The 18,000-nt window shown below is 59.4% G+C and carries 9 protein-coding genes, 1 pseudogene and 1 other annotated feature; of the genes and pseudogenes, 3 read left to right on the top strand and 7 right to left on the bottom strand.

Annotated elements, in window-relative coordinates; translation table 11 throughout:
• Nucleotides 1-4 precede the first annotated feature (4 nt).
• Nucleotides 5-1,840, bottom strand: a complete 1,836-nt coding sequence (locus FH061_RS07765; protein WP_151634692.1) for a putative bifunctional diguanylate cyclase/phosphodiesterase — start codon at nucleotides 1,838-1,840, stop codon at nucleotides 5-7.
• Between the two features lie 847 nt (nucleotides 1,841-2,687).
• On the opposite strand from FH061_RS07765, the gene FH061_RS07760 reads away from it, so the two are divergent.
• Complete coding sequence (locus FH061_RS07760; RefSeq protein WP_151634690.1) at nucleotides 2,688-3,059, top strand: response regulator; 372 nt, start codon at nucleotides 2,688-2,690, stop codon at nucleotides 3,057-3,059.
• A gap of 223 nt (nucleotides 3,060-3,282) precedes the next feature.
• On the opposite strand, the gene FH061_RS07755 is transcribed toward FH061_RS07760, so the two are convergent.
• Both FH061_RS07755 and FH061_RS07750 read right to left on the bottom strand, forming a co-directional pair.
• Nucleotides 3,283-4,017 (bottom strand): ParB-like protein, encoded by a 735-nt coding sequence (locus FH061_RS07755; RefSeq protein WP_192804957.1) that lies wholly within the window; start codon nucleotides 4,015-4,017, stop codon nucleotides 3,283-3,285.
• Between the two features lie 164 nt (nucleotides 4,018-4,181).
• Nucleotides 4,182-5,507: an amidase gene (locus FH061_RS07750; RefSeq protein WP_151634686.1), complete on the bottom strand. Its 1,326-nt coding sequence runs from the start codon at nucleotides 5,505-5,507 to the stop codon at nucleotides 4,182-4,184.
• 258 nt (nucleotides 5,508-5,765) lie between these two features.
• Between FH061_RS07750 and purL the strand changes: the two genes are divergently transcribed.
• Nucleotides 5,766-9,785 carry a phosphoribosylformylglycinamidine synthase gene (gene purL / locus FH061_RS07745; protein WP_151634684.1) on the top strand — a complete coding sequence of 1,340 codons (4,020 nt, stop codon included), beginning with the start codon at nucleotides 5,766-5,768 and terminating at the stop codon, nucleotides 9,783-9,785.
• Between the two features lie 131 nt (nucleotides 9,786-9,916).
• Here purL and FH061_RS07740 read toward each other — a convergent pair whose 3' ends face one another.
• A complete protein-coding gene (locus FH061_RS07740; protein WP_151634683.1) occupies nucleotides 9,917-10,861 on the bottom strand; it encodes a hypothetical protein in 945 nt (314 codons plus the stop codon).
• 365 nt (nucleotides 10,862-11,226) lie between these two features.
• On the opposite strand from FH061_RS07740, the pseudogene FH061_RS07735 reads away from it, so the two are divergent.
• Nucleotides 11,227-11,492, top strand: a pseudogene (locus FH061_RS07735) (transposase); the annotation flags it as partial.
• Nucleotides 11,406-11,500 (top strand) — a sequence feature (AL1L pseudoknot). (Overlaps the previous pseudogene by 87 nt.)
• Here FH061_RS07735 and FH061_RS30350 read toward each other — a convergent pair.
• The 3 genes from FH061_RS30350 to FH061_RS07720 all read right to left on the bottom strand — a co-directional run bounded on the left by FH061_RS30350 (nucleotide 11,458) and on the right by FH061_RS07720 (nucleotide 17,987).
• A complete protein-coding gene (locus tag FH061_RS30350) occupies nucleotides 11,458-11,766 on the bottom strand; it encodes a hypothetical protein (protein ID WP_192804984.1) in 309 nt (102 codons plus the stop codon). (Overlaps the previous feature by 43 nt.) The pseudogene FH061_RS07735 and the gene FH061_RS30350 sit on opposite strands and share 35 nt — an antisense overlap.
• A 108-nt stretch (nucleotides 11,767-11,874) precedes the next feature.
• The gene (locus FH061_RS07725; RefSeq protein WP_151634681.1) at nucleotides 11,875-16,536 is read right to left on the bottom strand and encodes a hypothetical protein; all 4,662 of its coding nucleotides are present in this window, start codon (nucleotides 16,534-16,536) and stop codon (nucleotides 11,875-11,877) included.
• Between the two features lie 674 nt (nucleotides 16,537-17,210).
• Nucleotides 17,211-17,987 carry a peptidylprolyl isomerase gene (locus FH061_RS07720; protein ID WP_151634680.1) on the bottom strand — a complete coding sequence of 259 codons (777 nt, stop codon included), beginning with the start codon at nucleotides 17,985-17,987 and terminating at the stop codon, nucleotides 17,211-17,213.
• Between the last annotated feature and the right edge of the window lie 13 nt (nucleotides 17,988-18,000).

Raw genomic sequence — 18,000 nt, 5'->3', positions numbered from 1 at the left:
ATCTTCAAGCCGCGTTTGTGTGCAGCATCTGCTCGACAAAGTCTTGGGCAGGAAGAGGTCGGCTGTAGTAATAGCCCTGGTGTTCGTCGCAACCAAGGTCGCGCAGGATGGAAAGCTGTTCGTGGGTCTCCACGCCTTCGGCCACCACGCGCAGCGCAAGTGCGCGCGCCATGTTGACGATGGCTTCGACGATCGCATGGTCGCCGAGGTCCTTGCCGAGGTCGCGCACGAAGGACTGGTCGATCTTGAGGATATCGATGGGCAGCGCCTTGAGTACGGACAGCGAGGAATAGCCGGTGCCGAAGTCATCGATGGCAATGGTAATGCCGCTCTCGCTGATCTCGCGCAGCACCGAGGTGGCTTTCTCCACGTCACGGATCACCAGCGATTCGGTGATCTCGAGCTGCAGGCTGGAGGAAGGCACATCGTACTTGCGCAAATGACGTTCGATCACTTCGGGAAGATCCGCATAGATCTGCGGAATCGCGACGTTGACCGCAATCGGGATCGAAGGAAAGCACAGGCCGGCGTCGATCCAGCGGCGGGACTGCGCGCATGCCGCCTCGATCACCCATTCGCCGATCGGCACGAGCTGGCCGGTGTCCGCGGCCGCGCCGATGAATTGTCCGCCGCTCAGCAACCCGAGCCGCGGATGATGCCAGCGCAAAAGCGCCTCGACGCCGGCGATGCGGCCGGTACGCGCCTCTACCTTCGGCTGGTAATACAGTTCGAATTCGTCATTGTCCAGCGCATGCCGCAGCTCCTGCTCGAGGCGGGTGCGTTCCAGCATCCGCATGTTGAGTTCTTCATGAAAGAACTGGACGCTGCCGCGCTGTTCCTGCTTGGCGTGATACATCGCGAGATCGGCGCTGCGCATCAGCGACTGGTTGGTATTGCCGTCCTGCGGATAGAGCGCGATGCCGACGCTGGCTGAGGTCTTGATGGTCTGCGTGCCGATATGAAACGGCGTATCGATGGCATTGACGATCTTGCGCGCCACCTCGGCCGCCGAAGAGTAGGCCGGCAGGGCTTCCATCAGCACCACGAATTCATCGCCGCCCAGGCGTGCCACGATATCCGATTCGCGCACGCATCCGTTGATGCGCTCGGCGGCCTGCAGCAGCAGATCGTCGCCGGCATCATGACCGAAGGCATCGTTGATGCCCTTGAACTTGTCCAGATCGAGAAACAGCAGGGCGAGGCGCTGTCCGTAGCGCGCCGAGACCGCGATGGCGTGCTCGAGGCGATCCGTCAGGGAACGGCGGTTCATCAGGCCTGTCAGAGGGTCACGCGTGGCCAGTTCATGCGCCCGTTCTTCGGCCTGGCGTCGTTCGACGATTTCGGTTTCGAGCGCTGCATTGATGCGCTTGAGATCCTGCATCTGCTGTACCTGGAGGTCGCGGTTCATCATCGCCAGCGCTTCCTTCTGCGCTTCCAGTTCCAGGTTCTTTTTCGCCAGTTCGATGAAGACTGCAATTTTGCTCTGGAGAATCTGCGGAATCACAGGGCTGATGAGATAGTCGGCCGCGCCATGCTGATAGCCTTTGAGCCGGTTCATCTCGTCCGCGTAATGTGCGGTGATGAAGATGATGGGTACGGATGCGGAACGCGGGTGCGAATGGATGGTTTCCGCCGTTTCGAAGCCGTCCATGCCGGGCATGCTGACGTCCAGCAGGATCACGGCAAATTCATGATCCAGGACTGCGCGCAAGGCTTCGGCGCCGGAAGTGGCGGTAATCAGTTCATAGTCTTGCGCCTGCGGAGAATTGATCAGCAGGGTTTTGAGAGCAAGAAGACTGGCGGGATGGTCGTTGACGAGCAGAATTTTTGGTGTGCGCACTTTTTTCTCGTATTGAGCTGCGTAATCTGGGCAGCCTCTTTGTTAGAGTTGACTCATACGATCGTCGCGGGTGTGGACGATCGGCGATTTGCCCAGCAAGAGTGGGTCCGGTTGATGGCCGGTGCGTTGCGAAGCTTTATATGTCCCTGGGCATAAATTAATTGGCTTACGGCAAGCGTCTTTTCCGCCGAGAAATGTAATTCATCAAGATATCTGGCACTGGTGTTTCGAGGCCTGTTTAGAAGCAATAGCCAAAGCAATGTTCCCCGTTTCCCATCGAAAATCGGTAAATTAAAGAAAGTGTTTTTTAAGGGAAATGGAAGTGCGGTTTTTCGTTTCGATTAAGAAATAATTCACGCTCGTAACGGTGCAGGCCTTGGACAAATTAACAAACTTCTGCGGACTGCTGACCGTACTCCGCACACCCTAATGTGTGTGCCTGCGGAAATGTTCGTGCAAATGCACGACTTTCAATATGCGTCTGGCGACCACCATGCGCATTCGAAGATCGATAGCGCGCCGACAGTGTACGCAGTTCCGAAGCCCATCGACGCACCCTACTAATGGTGGCGGAAAGGCGCAAACCATAAGTTCATCATTGCGGTTATCAAGTCGCCGCAGAATGATGTCTTCGGCATGGCAACCCTTGAATGCAATCGCGTATTTTCAGGACGGCGCGTGTTTGCTTCCGGGTGCGGAAGCGATGCGCGGACGGTCTCGCGACACTCCCGACGCCACGATACGAACGAGAAAATGAAACGGTTAGAATAGCGTTCCGCGCAAGGACGCAACCACATCTGCCGGGGCGGAGAGGCGCGTATGTCCTCCCGATACCGTAACGCATACCATGGCCAAAATACTCATCATCGAAGACTCTCCCGCCAACATGAAACTTGCTGTACTGCTGGTGGGCAGTGCAGGCCATTCGTCATTGCAGGCGGAAGATGCGCGCAAGGGTATTGCGCTCGCGCGCGACGAACTGCCGGATCTGATTCTGATGGACATGCAGCTGCCCGACATGGACGGCATGGAGGCTACCGCGATTCTCAAAGCCGATGCGGCTACCCGGCGCATACCGGTCGTCGCGCTGACTGCGTCGGCAATGAAGGGCGACCGCGAACGCATGCTTGCCTCGGGCTGCGATGGTTACATCGAGAAGCCTATCGATTTCGCCGTCTTTGTCGCGGAGATCAATGCCATCCTCGGGAAAAGGCCTTAGCTCTATTAGCTCTACTGCGTCATGACATGCCTGAATCGACACCATCTCCATTCAAACGGAGATGGCGACGGGCAGCGATACTTTTGACGCCGCAGTATGAGAGCGTTTTCACCCTGACCTGCCTGCCACAGCCCCGACCAGGCCGGTCAGGGCGTAAACGCTCCAGCGTTCCTCACGTCGTGCTGCGGTATTAATCTCTGTCTCCGGATTCGACAACGTACCGCTAGTCCGCCTCAAGCTTGCACGGCCCGGCATAGCCGGGCAGATGCTGCGCCTGCGGCTGGCATGCCAGCCGTTCCGCAGTCTGGAGCGCGGACAGCAGATTGAGGCGGTCGATGGCTTGCCAGTCCATCTGCTGCCCGAAATAGCGAGCCCAGTGAAATTCCATGAAGTAGGCGTCGGTCTTTTTGAAATAGCCGGCGTCCTGTGCGTAGCTTGCGAGCGCACGATATGGGTCATCCTTGAGGTCGGCGATCCGTCTCGGCAATGCTTCGGGCCGCATCCGGTTTCCTTTCGGATCCGTCAGCCACACCCAGTGGCGCTTTTCCATCTCCTGCCAGAAGGTATTTCCATCGTCGAGCCGGCCGATCACCTGGGCCGTCACCCTGCGCACCCCGATGCGGTGCAGTACGCTGGCCAGATGATGGCTGTCGGTCAGGTAAAAGCCTCCATCCGGCCCCTGGACCACCGGAATGGGGCGCTTCCCGGTGGATTCCAGATAGTCGGCCGACGGTGACATCCGCGCAGCCCTTTCTTCGACAGTCATCATGCCGACCGCGGGCTGGGTGGGATGCAATGCATCCAGATTGATTTCACAGGCGGCGCCGACGGCAATAGAGCGATCGCACTGCGGCGCGGCGTGGGCGACATGGAGGGCAGACGTCGCCACCAGCCCCAGGCTTGCGGCCGCGCGGGCAAGGCGGCGTAGAAATGAACCTGGAACAGCCTTCACAGGCATAAACGGTTGAAGCAGGATGTGCATGATAGGAGCAGGAGCGGCGCCATGCTGGACGGCGCGCATGACCGGTAACTTGAAGGGGCGGCAAGGGCGGGCAAATCACGGGCGCGGTATCGTCGCCCCGTGATTCACCTGCCTTTGTCCTTTGCCTTCCCTGGAAACGCTTATTGTTGCTGCCTCTGCAGCGCGCCTTCGATTGCCCGTGCGACCGCAAGTACCTTGCGGTCAGCCATCGCAGGTCCGGCCACCATCAATCCGACCGGAAGCGTTCCTTCCTCATGGCAGGGCAGCGAGACCGCGCAGCCATCGAGCAGGTTGATGGTCGAAGGATTGCGCAGCAACAGGCCGTTGGCCTTGAAGAATGCGTCTTCCGACGCTTCCAGGTCGGCGATGGGCGGCGCGACGATGGGCACGGTCGGCATGATCAGCGAATCGAAAGGTCCGAGCGCTTCTTCCATCCGGTTGATCCAGTGGCGGCGCTTGCGATGGAGATCGATATAATCGGCGGCGCTCATCGCCGCACCCGTCCGGATGCGCTTGGCGACACGAGCATCATATTCGGCTTCGCGATTCAAAAGCAGCTCGCGGTGCCAGGCAAAGGATTCCGCTCCGGAGAATTTGTTCAGATCCGCGGCCTCCGAGAGGAGCGCAAATGGAGCGTCGACAATTTTTGCGCCTGCGGCCGAAAGCCGGGTCAGTACCGCCGAGAATGATGCGGCGACATGCGGATCAAGCGCGTCGAGCATCAAGGTTGCCGGCACCGCGAGCCGCACGCCTGCCAGCGGCAGCTCCGGAATCGACAGTTCATTATCGGCTATGATGCTGTCGACCAGAATGCAGTCGTCGACCGAGCGCGTCATCGCGCACAGCGTGTCGAGCGTGGTGGAGAGCGGAATGGTGCCCGCGGTCGGAACGCGGCGGGCGGTCGGCTTGAAACCCACGATGCCGCACAGCGCGGCCGGGATCCGGATCGAGCCGCCGGTATCGGAACCGATGGCTGCAACGCACAGCCCTGTCGCCACCGACACCGCCGCGCCGGAAGAGGAGCCGCCGGGAATCCGCGCGACGCCGGTGTCAGCCGGATTGACCGGCGTGCCGTAATGCGGATTGAGCCCGACGCCGGAAAACGCGAATTCGGTCATGTTGGTCTTGCCGACGATGGCGGCACCGGCAATGCGAAGCCGCTTCACCACCGGCGCGTCCGACTTCGCAACCGGTGCGTCGCGCAACACGGTGGATCCCGCCAGCGTGGTTTCACCGGCGACATCGACCAGATCCTTGATCGATACCGGCATGCCCGCCAGGGGAGATATCTCCACGCCGGCGGCGCGCATCGCGTCCGCATGATCTCCGGCGGCAAGCGCCGCTTCGGCATAAAGCCGGGTAAAGACGGATTGCGATTTCTGCGCTTCTTCAAGGCAGACATCAACCAGTGAGCGGCGGGAATAGCGCGCAAGCGCGGGAATCGATTTCGAGGTCAGGGGGTTCATGCAGGATAGTACTCGCTGAAACGTCGTTTTGGCCCGGCAACAATAGCATATCGGCAGGGAAGGCATGCGTTTGAGTGCTCTTGAACCCGTCCGCCCGACGTTAACAACGCCGTCCTGCGGCAAAAAACGCCTTCTTCTCCGATGCCGATGCCTATTGGCAGGATGCCATGCTGCGGCACGCGGTATAATCGCGGTTTCCCGTTCTAACCCGCAGCCTGACGTCCGAAGCGTTGCCGCTGCCACAATTTTCTCGCCGCCATGTTGATTCTGCCAGGCTCCAATGCCCTGTCTGCCTTCCGTACCCAACGCCTTTTGTCACAATTGCAAGCAGTCGAACCCGCCATTACCGGCGTGACCGGCCGCTTTCTGCATTTCATCGATGCCGCGAGCGCGCCGAGCCAGGATGACGTCGGTCGCCTCGACGCATTATTGACTTACGGCGAGCCCTTCAGCGGAAGTGCGGAAGGGGACGAGTTCGTGGTGATTCCGCGTTTCGGCACGATTTCTCCATGGGCGAGCAAGGCCACCGACATTGTGCACAACTGCGGCATGGTGCATATCAAGCGTGTCGAGCGCGGCATTTCCTATCGGGTGCAGGTAAAGTCCGGCCTGTTCGGCGGCGCCAAAAAGCTGGCGGACGAGGCGGTCGAGAAAGTCGCCGCGCTGCTGCACGACCGGATGATCGAGATGGTGCTGCGCGACGCCGGCGACGCCGCCGGCCTGTTCCGGGAACTCGAAGCCAGGCCGCTGGAATTCATCGACGTGCTCGCCGGCGGCAAGGAGGCGCTGGTGCGGGCCAACGGCGAACTCGGCCTGGCGCTGTCGGAAGATGAAATCGATTACCTGCTCAACGCCTTCACCCAGGCCAGGCGCAACCCGACCGACGTCGAGCTGATGATGTTCGCCCAGGCCAACAGCGAACACTGCCGCCACAAGATCTTCAATGCCGACTGGACCATCGACGGCGTGGCGCAGGACAAGTCCCTGTTCGGCATGATCAAGAACACCCACCAGCTCAATCCCAAGGGCACGGTGGTGGCCTACAGCGACAACTCCTCGATCATCGAGGGCGCGCCGGTGATGCGTTTCTATCCGCGCGGCGCCGCCAGCGGCAACGTGTATGAAGCCTCGGAAGAGCTGACCCACATCCTGATGAAGGTGGAAACCCACAACCACCCGACGGCAATCTCCCCGTTCCCCGGCGCATCGACCGGCGCCGGCGGCGAGATCCGCGACGAAGGCGCGACCGGCCGCGGCGCGAAGCCCAAGGCCGGCCTGACCGGCTTTACGGTATCCAACCTGATGATCACGCACGCGGTGCAGCCCTGGGAAAATGCGCGCGACGTTACCGAACCGGCCGCGTCGCGCCAGGCGCACGGCCAGTCGGGCATCTATGGGAAGCCGGAGCGCATCGCCTCGCCGCTGCAGATCATGATCGATGGTCCGATCGGCGGAGCGGCGTTCAACAATGAATTCGGCCGCCCCAATCTCGGCGGCTACTTCCGCACCTATGAACAGAATGTCGGCGGCAAGGTGGCGGGCTATCACAAGCCCATCATGATCGCCGGCGGCATGGGCAACATCTCGGCCAAGCACACGAAGAAGAACGACCTGCCGGTCGGCAGCCTGCTCATCCAGCTTGGCGGTCCCGGCATGCGTATCGGCATGGGTGGCAGCGCCGCATCGTCAATGGCCACCGGCACCAATACCGCCGATCTCGATTTTGATTCCGTCCAGCGCGGCAATCCGGAAATGGAGCGCCGCGCGCAGGAAGTCATCAACGCCTGCTGGGCGATGGGTGACGACAATCCCATCCTCTCCATCCATGATGTCGGCGCGGGCGGTCTTTCCAATGCCTTCCCGGAAATCACCAACGACGCCAGGCGCGGCGCAATCTTCGATCTGCGCAAGGTGCCGCTGGAAGAGAGCGGCATGGCGCCCAAGGAAATCTGGAGCAATGAATCGCAGGAGCGGTATGTGCTGGCGATCGCGCCGGACGCCCTGCCGCTGTTCCAGTATCTGTGCGAGCGCGAGCGCTGCCTGTTCGCCGTGGTGGGCACCGCCACCGAAGAGCGTCAGCTGAAGGTGGTCGATCCCCAGCACGACAATGCTCCGGTCGACATGCCGATGGAAGTCCTGCTCGGCAAGCCGCCGAAGATGCATCGCGACGTCACGCATGTAAATAACGAATTCCCGGCGGTCGACCTGACCGGCATCGATCTCGTGGAAGCGGGCCGCCGCGTGCTGCTGCTGCCGACGGTGGCCGACAAGTCCTTCCTGATCACCATCGGCGACCGTACCGTCGGCGCCACCTCGGTACGCGACCAGATGGTCGGGCCCTGGCAGGTTCCGGTCGCCGACTGCGCGGTCACCACGATGAGTTTTGAGGGTTATCGCGGCGAGGCCATGTCCATGGGCGAGCGTACGCCGGTGGCGGTGATCAATGCCGCTGCGTCCGGCCGCATGGCGGTCGGCGAGGCCATCACCAATATTGCTGCGGCATCCATCGCCGACCTGTCCGACGTCAAGCTGTCGGCAAACTGGATGGCGGCATGCGGCCAGCCCGGCCAGGATGCGGCGCTGTTCGATACCGTCAAGGCGGTCGGCATGGAGTTGTGCCCGGCGCTCGGCATCAGCATCCCGGTCGGCAAGGATTCGCTGTCCATGCGCACCACCTGGAAGGATGAGGAAGGCGCGAAGGAAGTGACGTCGCCGGTCTCGCTGATCGTTTCCGCATTCGCTCCGGTACAGGATGTGCGCCTGTCGCTGACGCCCCAGCTGCGCACCGACCTTGGCGATACCGTACTGATCCTGATCGATCTCGGCCAGGGCAGGAACCGCATGGGCGCATCCGCGCTCGCCCAGGTCATGCAACAGCTCGGCAATGATGCGCCGGATGTCGACAGCCCGGAAGCGCTCAAGGCCTTCTTCAATGCGATCCAGCAGCTCAGCGTCGAGCGCAAGCTGCTGGCCTACCATGACCGCTCCGACGGCGGCCTGTTCGCGACACTGTGCGAAATGGCCTTCGCCGGCCGTACCGGCGTATCGATCAACCTCGATATCCTGACCATGGAAGGCGAGCATGCCTCGGACTGGGGCGATTCCAAGAACTGGGCCTCGCAGGTGGCGGAACGCCGCAACGAACTGACGCTGCGCGCCTTGTTCAACGAGGAACTGGGCGCCGTCATCCAGGTCCGGTCCGAGCACAAGTCGGACGTCATGACCGTGCTGCGATCCTACAATCTCGGCGCCTGCAGCCATATCATCGGCAAGCCGAACGATCGCGACGTGATAGAAATGATGCGTGACGCCAAGCTGGTGTACGAGCAGCCCCGCGTCGAACTGCAACGCCTGTGGAGCGAAACCAGCTGGCGCATTGCGCGCCTGCGCGACAATCCGGCATGCGCCGACGCGGAATACGACCGCATCCTCGATACCTCCGACCCCGGCATGAACCCGGTCATCACCTTCGACCAGCAGGTCGACATCGCTGCGCCGTACATCGCCACGGGCGCCAAGCCCAAGGTCGCGATCCTGCGCGAGCAGGGCGTCAATTCGCATATCGAGACCGCCTATGTGATGCACAAATCGGGCTTTACGGCGATTGACGTGCACATGAGCGACCTGATCGCGGGCCGTGCGCGCCTTGCCGATTTCAGCGGCTTCATCGCGGTCGGAGGTTTCTCCTACGGCGACGTGCTCGGCGCGGGCGAAGGCTGGGCCAAGACCATTCTCTTCAATGCGAAACTGGCCGAACAGTTCTCGGTCTTCTTCAATCGCGGCGACACCTTCGCGCTCGGCATCTGCAACGGCTGCCAGATGATGAGCAATCTGAAATCCATCATCCCCGGCGCGCATGCGTGGCCCAAGTTCACCCGCAACAAGTCGGAGCAGTTCGAGGCAAGGTTTGCGATGGTGGAAGTCACCAATTCGCCGTCGATCTTCTTCAACGACATGGCCGGCACGCAAAGCCCGATCGCGGTTGCCCATGGCGAAGGCTATGCCGACTTCTCGCAGACCGGCAATGCCCAGGAAGCGATCGTCGCCATGCGCTGGATCGACAACCATGGCAGGCCGACCGAGACCTATCCCTACAATCCGAACGGCTCTCCCAACGGCATCACCTCGGTCACCACGCCGGACGGCCGCTTTACCGTGCTGATGCCGCACGCGGAGCGGGCATTCCGGACCGTGCAGCATTCCTGGCATCCGGATGGCTGGGGCGAGTATGGTCCGTGGATGCGCATGTTCCGCAATGCGCGGAAATGGGTTGGATGAAAAAGCCGGTTCGGCCGTGACGATAACGGTCAGGATGATCTGCGGTCATCGCCACAGACCTTAACAAAGCAAAACGGGCAGGTCCTTGCCGACATGTCCCTTTTGCTTCGCCAGGATTTTACTGCTGCGTATTACGCTTGAGGGCGCGCAGTCTCCTCCAGATTGACGGACACTCCATTTCCCTCGATGACGGCTTGTGCAGATCCGTCGGGCGTCTGATTTTCCACTACCGCACTTGCCGTCGAGCCACGTGATGCTCGACCTTCCTCCATTGCAGCCGCCTCGGAATCTCCGGCTGTCCGACCTTCCTCCATCGCCGATTGCAAATTCTCCTGTGTCAGTCCGGCGTGAGCAGGTCCGAGATGTCCTGTACGACTGCGGAGTTCATTCAAGACGGTGATCAATGAGTTATTGACGACATCTCTGAAGCGCTGGTTATGCTTGTACAACTTTACCGCTCCGACTCTGATGATCCCGGCCGCAACTGCCTTGCTGATGACTTGATTGATCAAGGTTTCCAGTAGCGCCTCCCGGTTGATTTCATGGCGCATGATTGCCTTGGTCGCGATGTCATATGCCATACCGCCAAGAATGCCGTTTCCGGTATTGAGCATTGCGGAAATGAGGAAGGTTCGATCCAATACCTCGTTCTCTGTAGACGGCTGAGACCAGATACGAGATGCCAGTCCGGTGTAGTGCAGCAACCCGGTGGTGGCTGCGCTGAGGTGCAGCCCTGACAGGAGGCCCATTCCACCCGCGAGCGCAGCGTGGCTGGCGCCGGTAGCAACATTCTCGCGCCGGACGGCGGCGGAGGCAGCACTGGTAGCGACATCAATCGCCGTCATTGGCAATGTGACGGCCAGGTTTCCGCTGAGAGAAGCTATTAACTTTTTATGCAGCGCGACTTCTCGCCCTGTTCCAGGACGGGCCTCCGGACTTGCCGTTGCTGAAGGGGCGGTCGACCCAGATGCCGAATCATGACGGCTGTTGGAGGATCCGCGACCTTCGCTGAAGTCAATATTTCGGCTAGAGATCGTAGGGCCGTGTGGAAAGCTGCCGGGCATGGAAAGCTGCATTTACGCTCCTTGTGTACGATTTCAAGCTGATCAATAAATACGAAACGGTCGGGCTTATGCCTTCGAGCGGATTGCGAATGAATGGCCGATCGTTTCGGCCTTCCTTGGCCGCATGGCCGCGCAGGCCGTTTCTAGTGGACCAGCCACACGGCGCACCGTCCGACTTGTGCCGCATCTCATGACAAACCAATCTCCTAGACACTCACCTTCAATCCGCTCCAGGTAAATTCTTTTGTTCTTCGAGGGAAGTAGGCAAAGACCTCTTATTGAGTAGTTTGAAACGCGCTTTGGTTCCGCAGGCCGGCATCCTTCGAAATCGAGTCGATGCTTGCTGAAACTTTCCTCACATGGTCAGTCAAGAAAACCAGTCAATCACCGGCAAGATCGGTTGCACTGCAGAGATGCTGCGACGTTGGGTCCGCCAGCATGAGCGAGATCACGGCCAGCGTCCGGGTGTCACAACGACGGGACAGGATCGGGTCAAGGAGTTGGAGCGGAAAGTACGAGAGCTGCGCAAGGCCAACGCTATTCTGAGACTGGCCAATGCGTTTTTCGCCCAGGCGGAGCTCGACCGCCGCTTCAAGTCGTGAAGACCTTCATTGACCAGTACCGGGAGGCATTCGGAGTTGAGCTTCGCCGGGGGTGCGTGGCAATGTGCGTGGGCACATGCCGCAGATAAGCCTGCGGGTCCACGCCGTTGAAGCGGTGGTGCCGATCAGGGTGTACATGGCGGCGGCGCGCTGGCCGGAGTTGGCGCCGGCCCGGCGCCCGAGCGCCAGGCTCGACACGGATATGCCCGCTTCGCGGGCGCGCTGCGCCAGTTTCAGCTTGAACTCGATGGAATGGTTCGGGCGCCCCTTGCGGCTGCCCGTTTGCGTGGAGGAGGCGGTGTCAGTGGCGTACATGGTGGGTCCCGTCAAATTGTGACGGCAGCCACCATGTATTGATACCGGAAGCTGAAAGCGAACATGTCCAAGAGCGATGGGCATGTCCGATAGCGGACCGAAGCGCATTCAAATACCGGCCAGTGCCGCCCGCGCCCGCTCCTGTATTGCCGCATCCCCCAGATCATTAATGATTCTGCCGGAACGTGAAATGCCGGCAATAAGATCTTCCTCCGACAGGTGCGCCAAGGCCTCTACCAGAGCGACGACAGCGTTTCCGCGTGTTTCGGGGTTCGTGAAGCTTTCGATCACGTCAGCCGCGAGATTGAAGCACTGCAGACGATCGGCGGCAGGGAGATGTTCAATCTGGCGTACCAACAGCTCGGCCGCCCCCGCCTGTTGCCTAGGATTCGTCAGCGATAAGATCAATTCAGCCAATTGGCTCACGGCCGCAACGCGCCGTGTTTCAGGAAGATGGCCGATTTGAAGCGCGAGGTTGCGGGTGGTCGCTCCCCGCGCCGCCGGGGCACTCAAGCCATTGACGATTCCAGCCGCGCGGTTGAATCCGGCGGCCCGGTTTTCCTCAGGAAGAAGTACCAGCAGATTTGCCAGAGTACGGATGGCATCCGCCATTGTCGCATCGGGAGTTTCGGCTTCAATCAATCCCGCCAGGCTGTTGAATGCGGCGAAACGCTGTTCCTGCGGCAGGTGCTCGACGTGGTCTGCCATATTCATGATGACCCTTGCCCTTGCTTCCGGACTGTCCAGACTGTTGAGCAATCCGACGATGTTTCCTTGGACGGCCAATTCCATGATGACCCTTGCCCTTGCTTCTTGACTGCCCAGACTGTCGATCAATCTGCCGATGTGTCTGAACCCCGCCGGCTGGCTTGCCTCAGGAAGAAATCGGATCAGATTCGCGTGATCTGATACATGAATTCCTTTCATCTCGGAATCCTCCAGGCCATCAATAAGTCTGGTAACCAGAGTAAATCCGGAGACACGACTCTCCTCGGGAAGGTGGGCGATCTGGTTCATCAAATTGTCGATGGCAGTATTTCTTCCCCCGATGTTCGTCAGGCTGGCGATGATTCTTGCGACGCGTCTGATCTTATCGGCACGGAATTCATCAGGCAGGTACGAGATCCGATCCGCCATGGCGGCTGCGGCATCGGCTTTCAGTTCGGGGTTGATCAGTCCTTCCGTCAACTTCGTGAGGCGGTTGAAGGAATCGACACGGAGATTGTCGGGCAGGCGCGTAATCTGAGCTGCCAGGGCAATGACGATTTCTCCCCTTAATACGGCATCCGCCGTTTCTCCGAAAATCGCAGTAACCCTGTTGAACGCATCGATCCGGAATTTACCGGGTAGTTGCCCTATGCTGCCTGCCAATGCGAGGGCTGCCTGTCCCTTCAGTTCGGGGATGGCCGCGTCTTCGATGAAATTGACAAGGCTGTTGTAGCCGGCTGCGTGTAAACCTGCTGGCAGGTATGCGATTTGATTCGCCAGAATGCTGACTGATCGGCCCCTTGCTTCCGGGGTGGCCATTTCTCCGAGACTTGTGGCAACGCTGTTGAAGGCATGGACACGCAACGCATCGGGCAAGTGCCTGATGCTGCCTGCCAATGCAATGGCTGCCTGTGCCCTTAGTTCGGGAACAGTCACGGCTTCCATCATGTCGACAAGGCGATTAAAAGGCGTAGCGCGAAAATCGAGAGGCAGGAACTCGATCTGATTCGCCGATGCGGTCACGAAATCAGCCTTTCGGCCTGGATCTGCCGTTTCCTCGGCAATCCCGGCAATGCGGTTGAACGCAGCAATGCAGTGCTCCTCCGTGAGCCGAAAAAGCTGAGATGCAAGAACGGCTGCGACAACCTCTCTACTCTCGAGACTGATGCGGTCATCAAGAGCGGCAGTCACATGATTGAACCTTTCCGTGACATCTTCATCCCGCAGATGGATGATTTGATTCGACAAGGTGACGATAGCATCGCCTCTTTGTTGCGGATCCATGATCGCCTCGATCAGATTGGCTGCCTCGTCGAACCCCGTGGCACGATATTCCGGCGGCAGATGCGCGACCTGGTTCGCCAGCCGGATGATTGCAAGATCCCTTGCTTCAAGCGCAGTCAGGCGGTGAATGAATTGCGCCACACGGTTGAACGCAGCGATGCGGGCGTCTGGAGGAAGAAGTTCGAACATCTCCAGTAATTCAATGACGACTTCTGCTTTTGTGACGGGATTTGTCAAGCCCGTGACTAGATCTCCGACACGATTGAATCCGTAAAGAGACGCATGAGCGGGAAGGCGATTCATGCGTTCTGCCAGGCCCAAGGCCTGTGCGTCCGTGTCCGCGGGCCGCACCAGATTTTCGATCGTTTCCGCCACCCGATTGAAGCCGGCGATAATGTCTCCCGCTGGAAGGCGAGCGCACTCGTCCATGAGGAACTCGATGCTGATTATCTTTTCCTCGGAGTCCGCAAGCTCTCGGGTCATTCCTGAAACAAGATGGAATCCCAAAGCATGGGTGGCACCCTCGGGGAGGTGACTGAGCGTTCCTGCCAGGGTAGCGACCGTATCACCATCCGGGTCTGGCAGATTGCGCACGATACCGGCCAGATGATTGAATACGGCAATACGTTCTTCCTCCCCAAGGAAAAGAAGAGATTCTGCGAATGTGTTGGTAATGCGTCTTGCAAGCTCCGTGCGATTGGCGATGATGTCGGCCAGGAGAGTAAATCCCTGGATACGATTCGCGCCTGCTGGCAACTCCAAAATCTGATTCACCAATGCAGATGTGGCTGTTCCCTCTGGGTCCGACACAGGAGTAATCCTCCTGCTCAATGCAATGAACGCGTCAATCCGCGCTTGCCCTTCGGGAAGGGACCCGATCCGACTTGCCATTTCAAAAAGTATCTCGCGTTTATCTGAATCGGCCATCAAGCCATCCATCGTCGCGGCTACACGCATGAATCCTGTCATCTGTTCTTCATCGGTTTGCAGATGCAAAAGCTGCGCCGCGAGTGCAGCAGCGATCCTGGCCTTCGGTGAAAACTCTGTGGTATCGACAACTGCTGCCGGTGCAGGCTGCGCGAGCCCGTCCATCAAGTCCGCCAGCTGGCTGAAGAGTTCAGCCCGTACAGAGCCTTCCGGCACATGGCGTATTTGTCCGGCCAGCGCTACGGCGATTCGGCACTTTGCCGTTGCGTCGCTCATACCCTGCATCAATTCGAACAGGCGATTAAATCTGTCATTCCGCTCTTGGCCAACAAGATGCTGGATCTGTTCCGCCAAGGCCGTGGCGATGGTGGCCTTGTCAGATGCCCGGCTCATGCCGTCCATTCTCTGGGCAAAAAGGTCGAATGTTTCAATCTGCTCTGCGCCGGGATGCAAGTATTGGAGCTGTGAGATCAACGCAGCCGTAACGGTTGCCGTTGCCGACTCCTCCGCAAATTTATCCAACATCCTGCTGAGAACATCAAATTTTTCTCGCCGCGGATTGCGTCCGGAAGGATCTTGGTCGGGATAATGCTGCAGTTGTCCCGCAAGTGCGGCCGCAATGTCGGCTTTCGGCGTGAAGCCCATCATCCGAACAAGGCGCTCGAATCGTTCCTCCCGGGCCGCCACTTGGGGGAAATACTGGATCTGCGCCGCGAGCGACGCGGCGGGTTTGGCCTTTGCCGGGAAAGGCAGGGGAACGATGATATGGGCCACCTGGTTGAATCTATCGACCTGCGATTCGTCCTGCGGCAGGTATTGAAACTGTGCGGCGAGAGCGTTGGCGGCGTCGGCCTTCGCCGCGAACGTGGTCATGTCGTTGATGATTGTACGGAGATGATTGAATCCGTCGACCCGTGCCCGGCCTGGGGGGAGGCTGGCGATCTGTTCCGTCAACGCAGTGGCAATCCTGGCCTGTGCTTCGGGAGTGGTCATGCGCTCGATGATCAAGGCTACCCGGTTGAATGCGGCGATGGCATTTGCCTGGGGATCTTCTCCGATCTGCCGAGCCAATGCAATGCCCATGGCGGTCTTCACTTCGAGATCATCCATGCTGTCGACGATGTCCGCTGCGCGGTCGAACTGCTCGGTTGGATTATCGTACTCCAGCACGTGTGGGAGCTGAGCCGCCAGGGCGGCAATCGCTGTCTCCTTTGCGGGCGCGTCGGCGAATCGGCTGATCGCCTCGGCGATGTTACGGAATCCGATCAAGCGGTTTTCCCCTTCCAACAAGTGCCCGATCTGTCCCGCCAGCAGGACGGCCATCCGAGGCTTCACTGTTGCATTGCCTGGGGCATGAGTCCATGGGCCGTCATGTGCGCTGATGATCGCGTTGATATCGTTGAATGCGGCAAACCGCTCACCAAGAGGAAGCGTCCTGATTAGATTCGCCGCAATGATCGCCACTTCGGCTTTATCCCTGCTTTGCAGTTCGACCATTGCGGATGCGTAAGGTGCATCAGCGCGGCCAAAGAGCCTGTCTTTCCGAATCGCCGGCTGTGTGACCGCCTCCAGAATGATCTGGAAAGACTCTCTACCTTGGGGCGAGTAAGGCTGCGTTTTCATTCCTTGCGCCAGTTCACCCAATTTTATCGCCAGCAGCTTGCTTTCCGCCGTGTCCAACACAGCAGCACGCACAGCTCTGTACGCCAGCAGCAGGCTGTGGACCGTGCTTCTGGTCTCGTTTGAGTTCGGCAGATGTCCCAGAATTTGCCGCCATATCTCAGCAGGAAGGTCGGTTGAATGTTCGATGCTTTCCGGTTGGCGCAAATCAGGTTCGGATCCGAATTGCATAGGTCCGAGGCGACGAATGTCGCGTATGGGATTGGTGGGCCTGCCGCTGTCCGGCACGGGGGTACTGGTTGGGCGGGTGCCGGAGGATCGTGATGTGGGGGGGGAGGCGTCCGCGAGTTGCGTCTTCGTTCCCTCGCCCCAAGCAATTCCGCCGTTGGGCGAGGGGGCGAATTCGGTGATTGAACAGGAGGCGGTTTCGGCGTCGAATGTATCGGAGCAGGTTGCGTACTTGCCGGCGGAAGCGGCTGAAGCGGCAGTGGCTCCACATGCCTATTGGAACGGCATAATAAATTTTCCGTGAGCTGAGGCAGCCTACAAATATTAGAAAATAATTGGGACCAACTAGGCATAGCGTACTTTGAAGTAATGATTAGGAGCGTCGGCCACCAGCTTGAACGACCTTGCTGATGGCGATAGGTTAAAAAGCAGCATTGAGTGGCACGATTTGGATCATGGTTCCATTCAATTCGCTTTTTAAAATCGATATGCTCCGCAGCTGCGGCCTTCCTTCCTGGGTCCTGTGTCACGCCTTGCGATGAAATCCTGCCGCGTTAAACTGCTTCTGTGTTTAACTTACTTTAACGCTGCCAAGCCCCAAGCCGGGGTAGTGTGATCCTGGCTGGAAATAAAAAAGCGCTCCGTGGGAGCGCTTTTTTGAGGTGGCTGAAGAAAGCTTACTGGATCTTGGCTTTCTTGCGCAGATCTTCCTGGAAGGCCTGCAGTTTCTTCTGCTGCAGCGATTCCGCGATCTGCGGCTTGACTTCTTCCAGCGACGGAATCTTGGCCGCGCGGACGTCTTCCAGCTTGATAACGTGGAAACCGTACTGGGTTTTCACCGGCGTCTCGGTGATCTGGCCCTTCTGCAGCGCGACCATCGCATCCGAGAACGGTTTCACGAAGGAAGCCGGCGAGGCCCAGTCGAGATCGCCGCCATTGGCAGCCGAACCCGGGTCCTTGGACTGCTTCGCCAGTTCCTCGAACTTGGCACCGCCTTTCAGCTTGCTGATGATGCCTTTGGCGTCCTCTTCCTTTTCGACGAGGATATGACGTGCGTGATATTCCTTGTCGCCGGCCTGGGACTTGAACTTGTCGTACTCCGCCTGGATTTCGGCATCCTTGACGGGATTCTTCTTCAGGTAATCCTGCACCAGCGCGCGGATGGCGATCGACTGGCGGGCGATTTCCACCTGGTTCTTGACGTCGGCCGAGCTGGACAGGCCTTGCTTGTCGGCTTCCTGGATCAGGATTTCGCGGTTGATCAGCTCTTCCTTGACCATCGCGCGCAGTTGGGGGGAATCAGGCTGGCCTTGAGCAGCCAGCTGCTTGACCATCGCGTCGGCGCGCGACGAGGGAACGGGCTTGCCGTTCACGACGGCGAGATTTTGCGCCAATGCCGGAAGGGCGAGGGCGGCGACGAGCAGCATCAGCAGGCGAGCAGGTTTCAAGGTCATTGAAGTATTCCTA

The sequence above is a fragment of the Noviherbaspirillum aerium genome (assembly GCF_008929045.1).
GTDB classification, from domain to species: Bacteria; Pseudomonadota; Gammaproteobacteria; order Burkholderiales; family Burkholderiaceae_D; genus Noviherbaspirillum; species Noviherbaspirillum aerium.
This window is presented reverse-complemented; position numbering and strand designations above follow the sequence as displayed.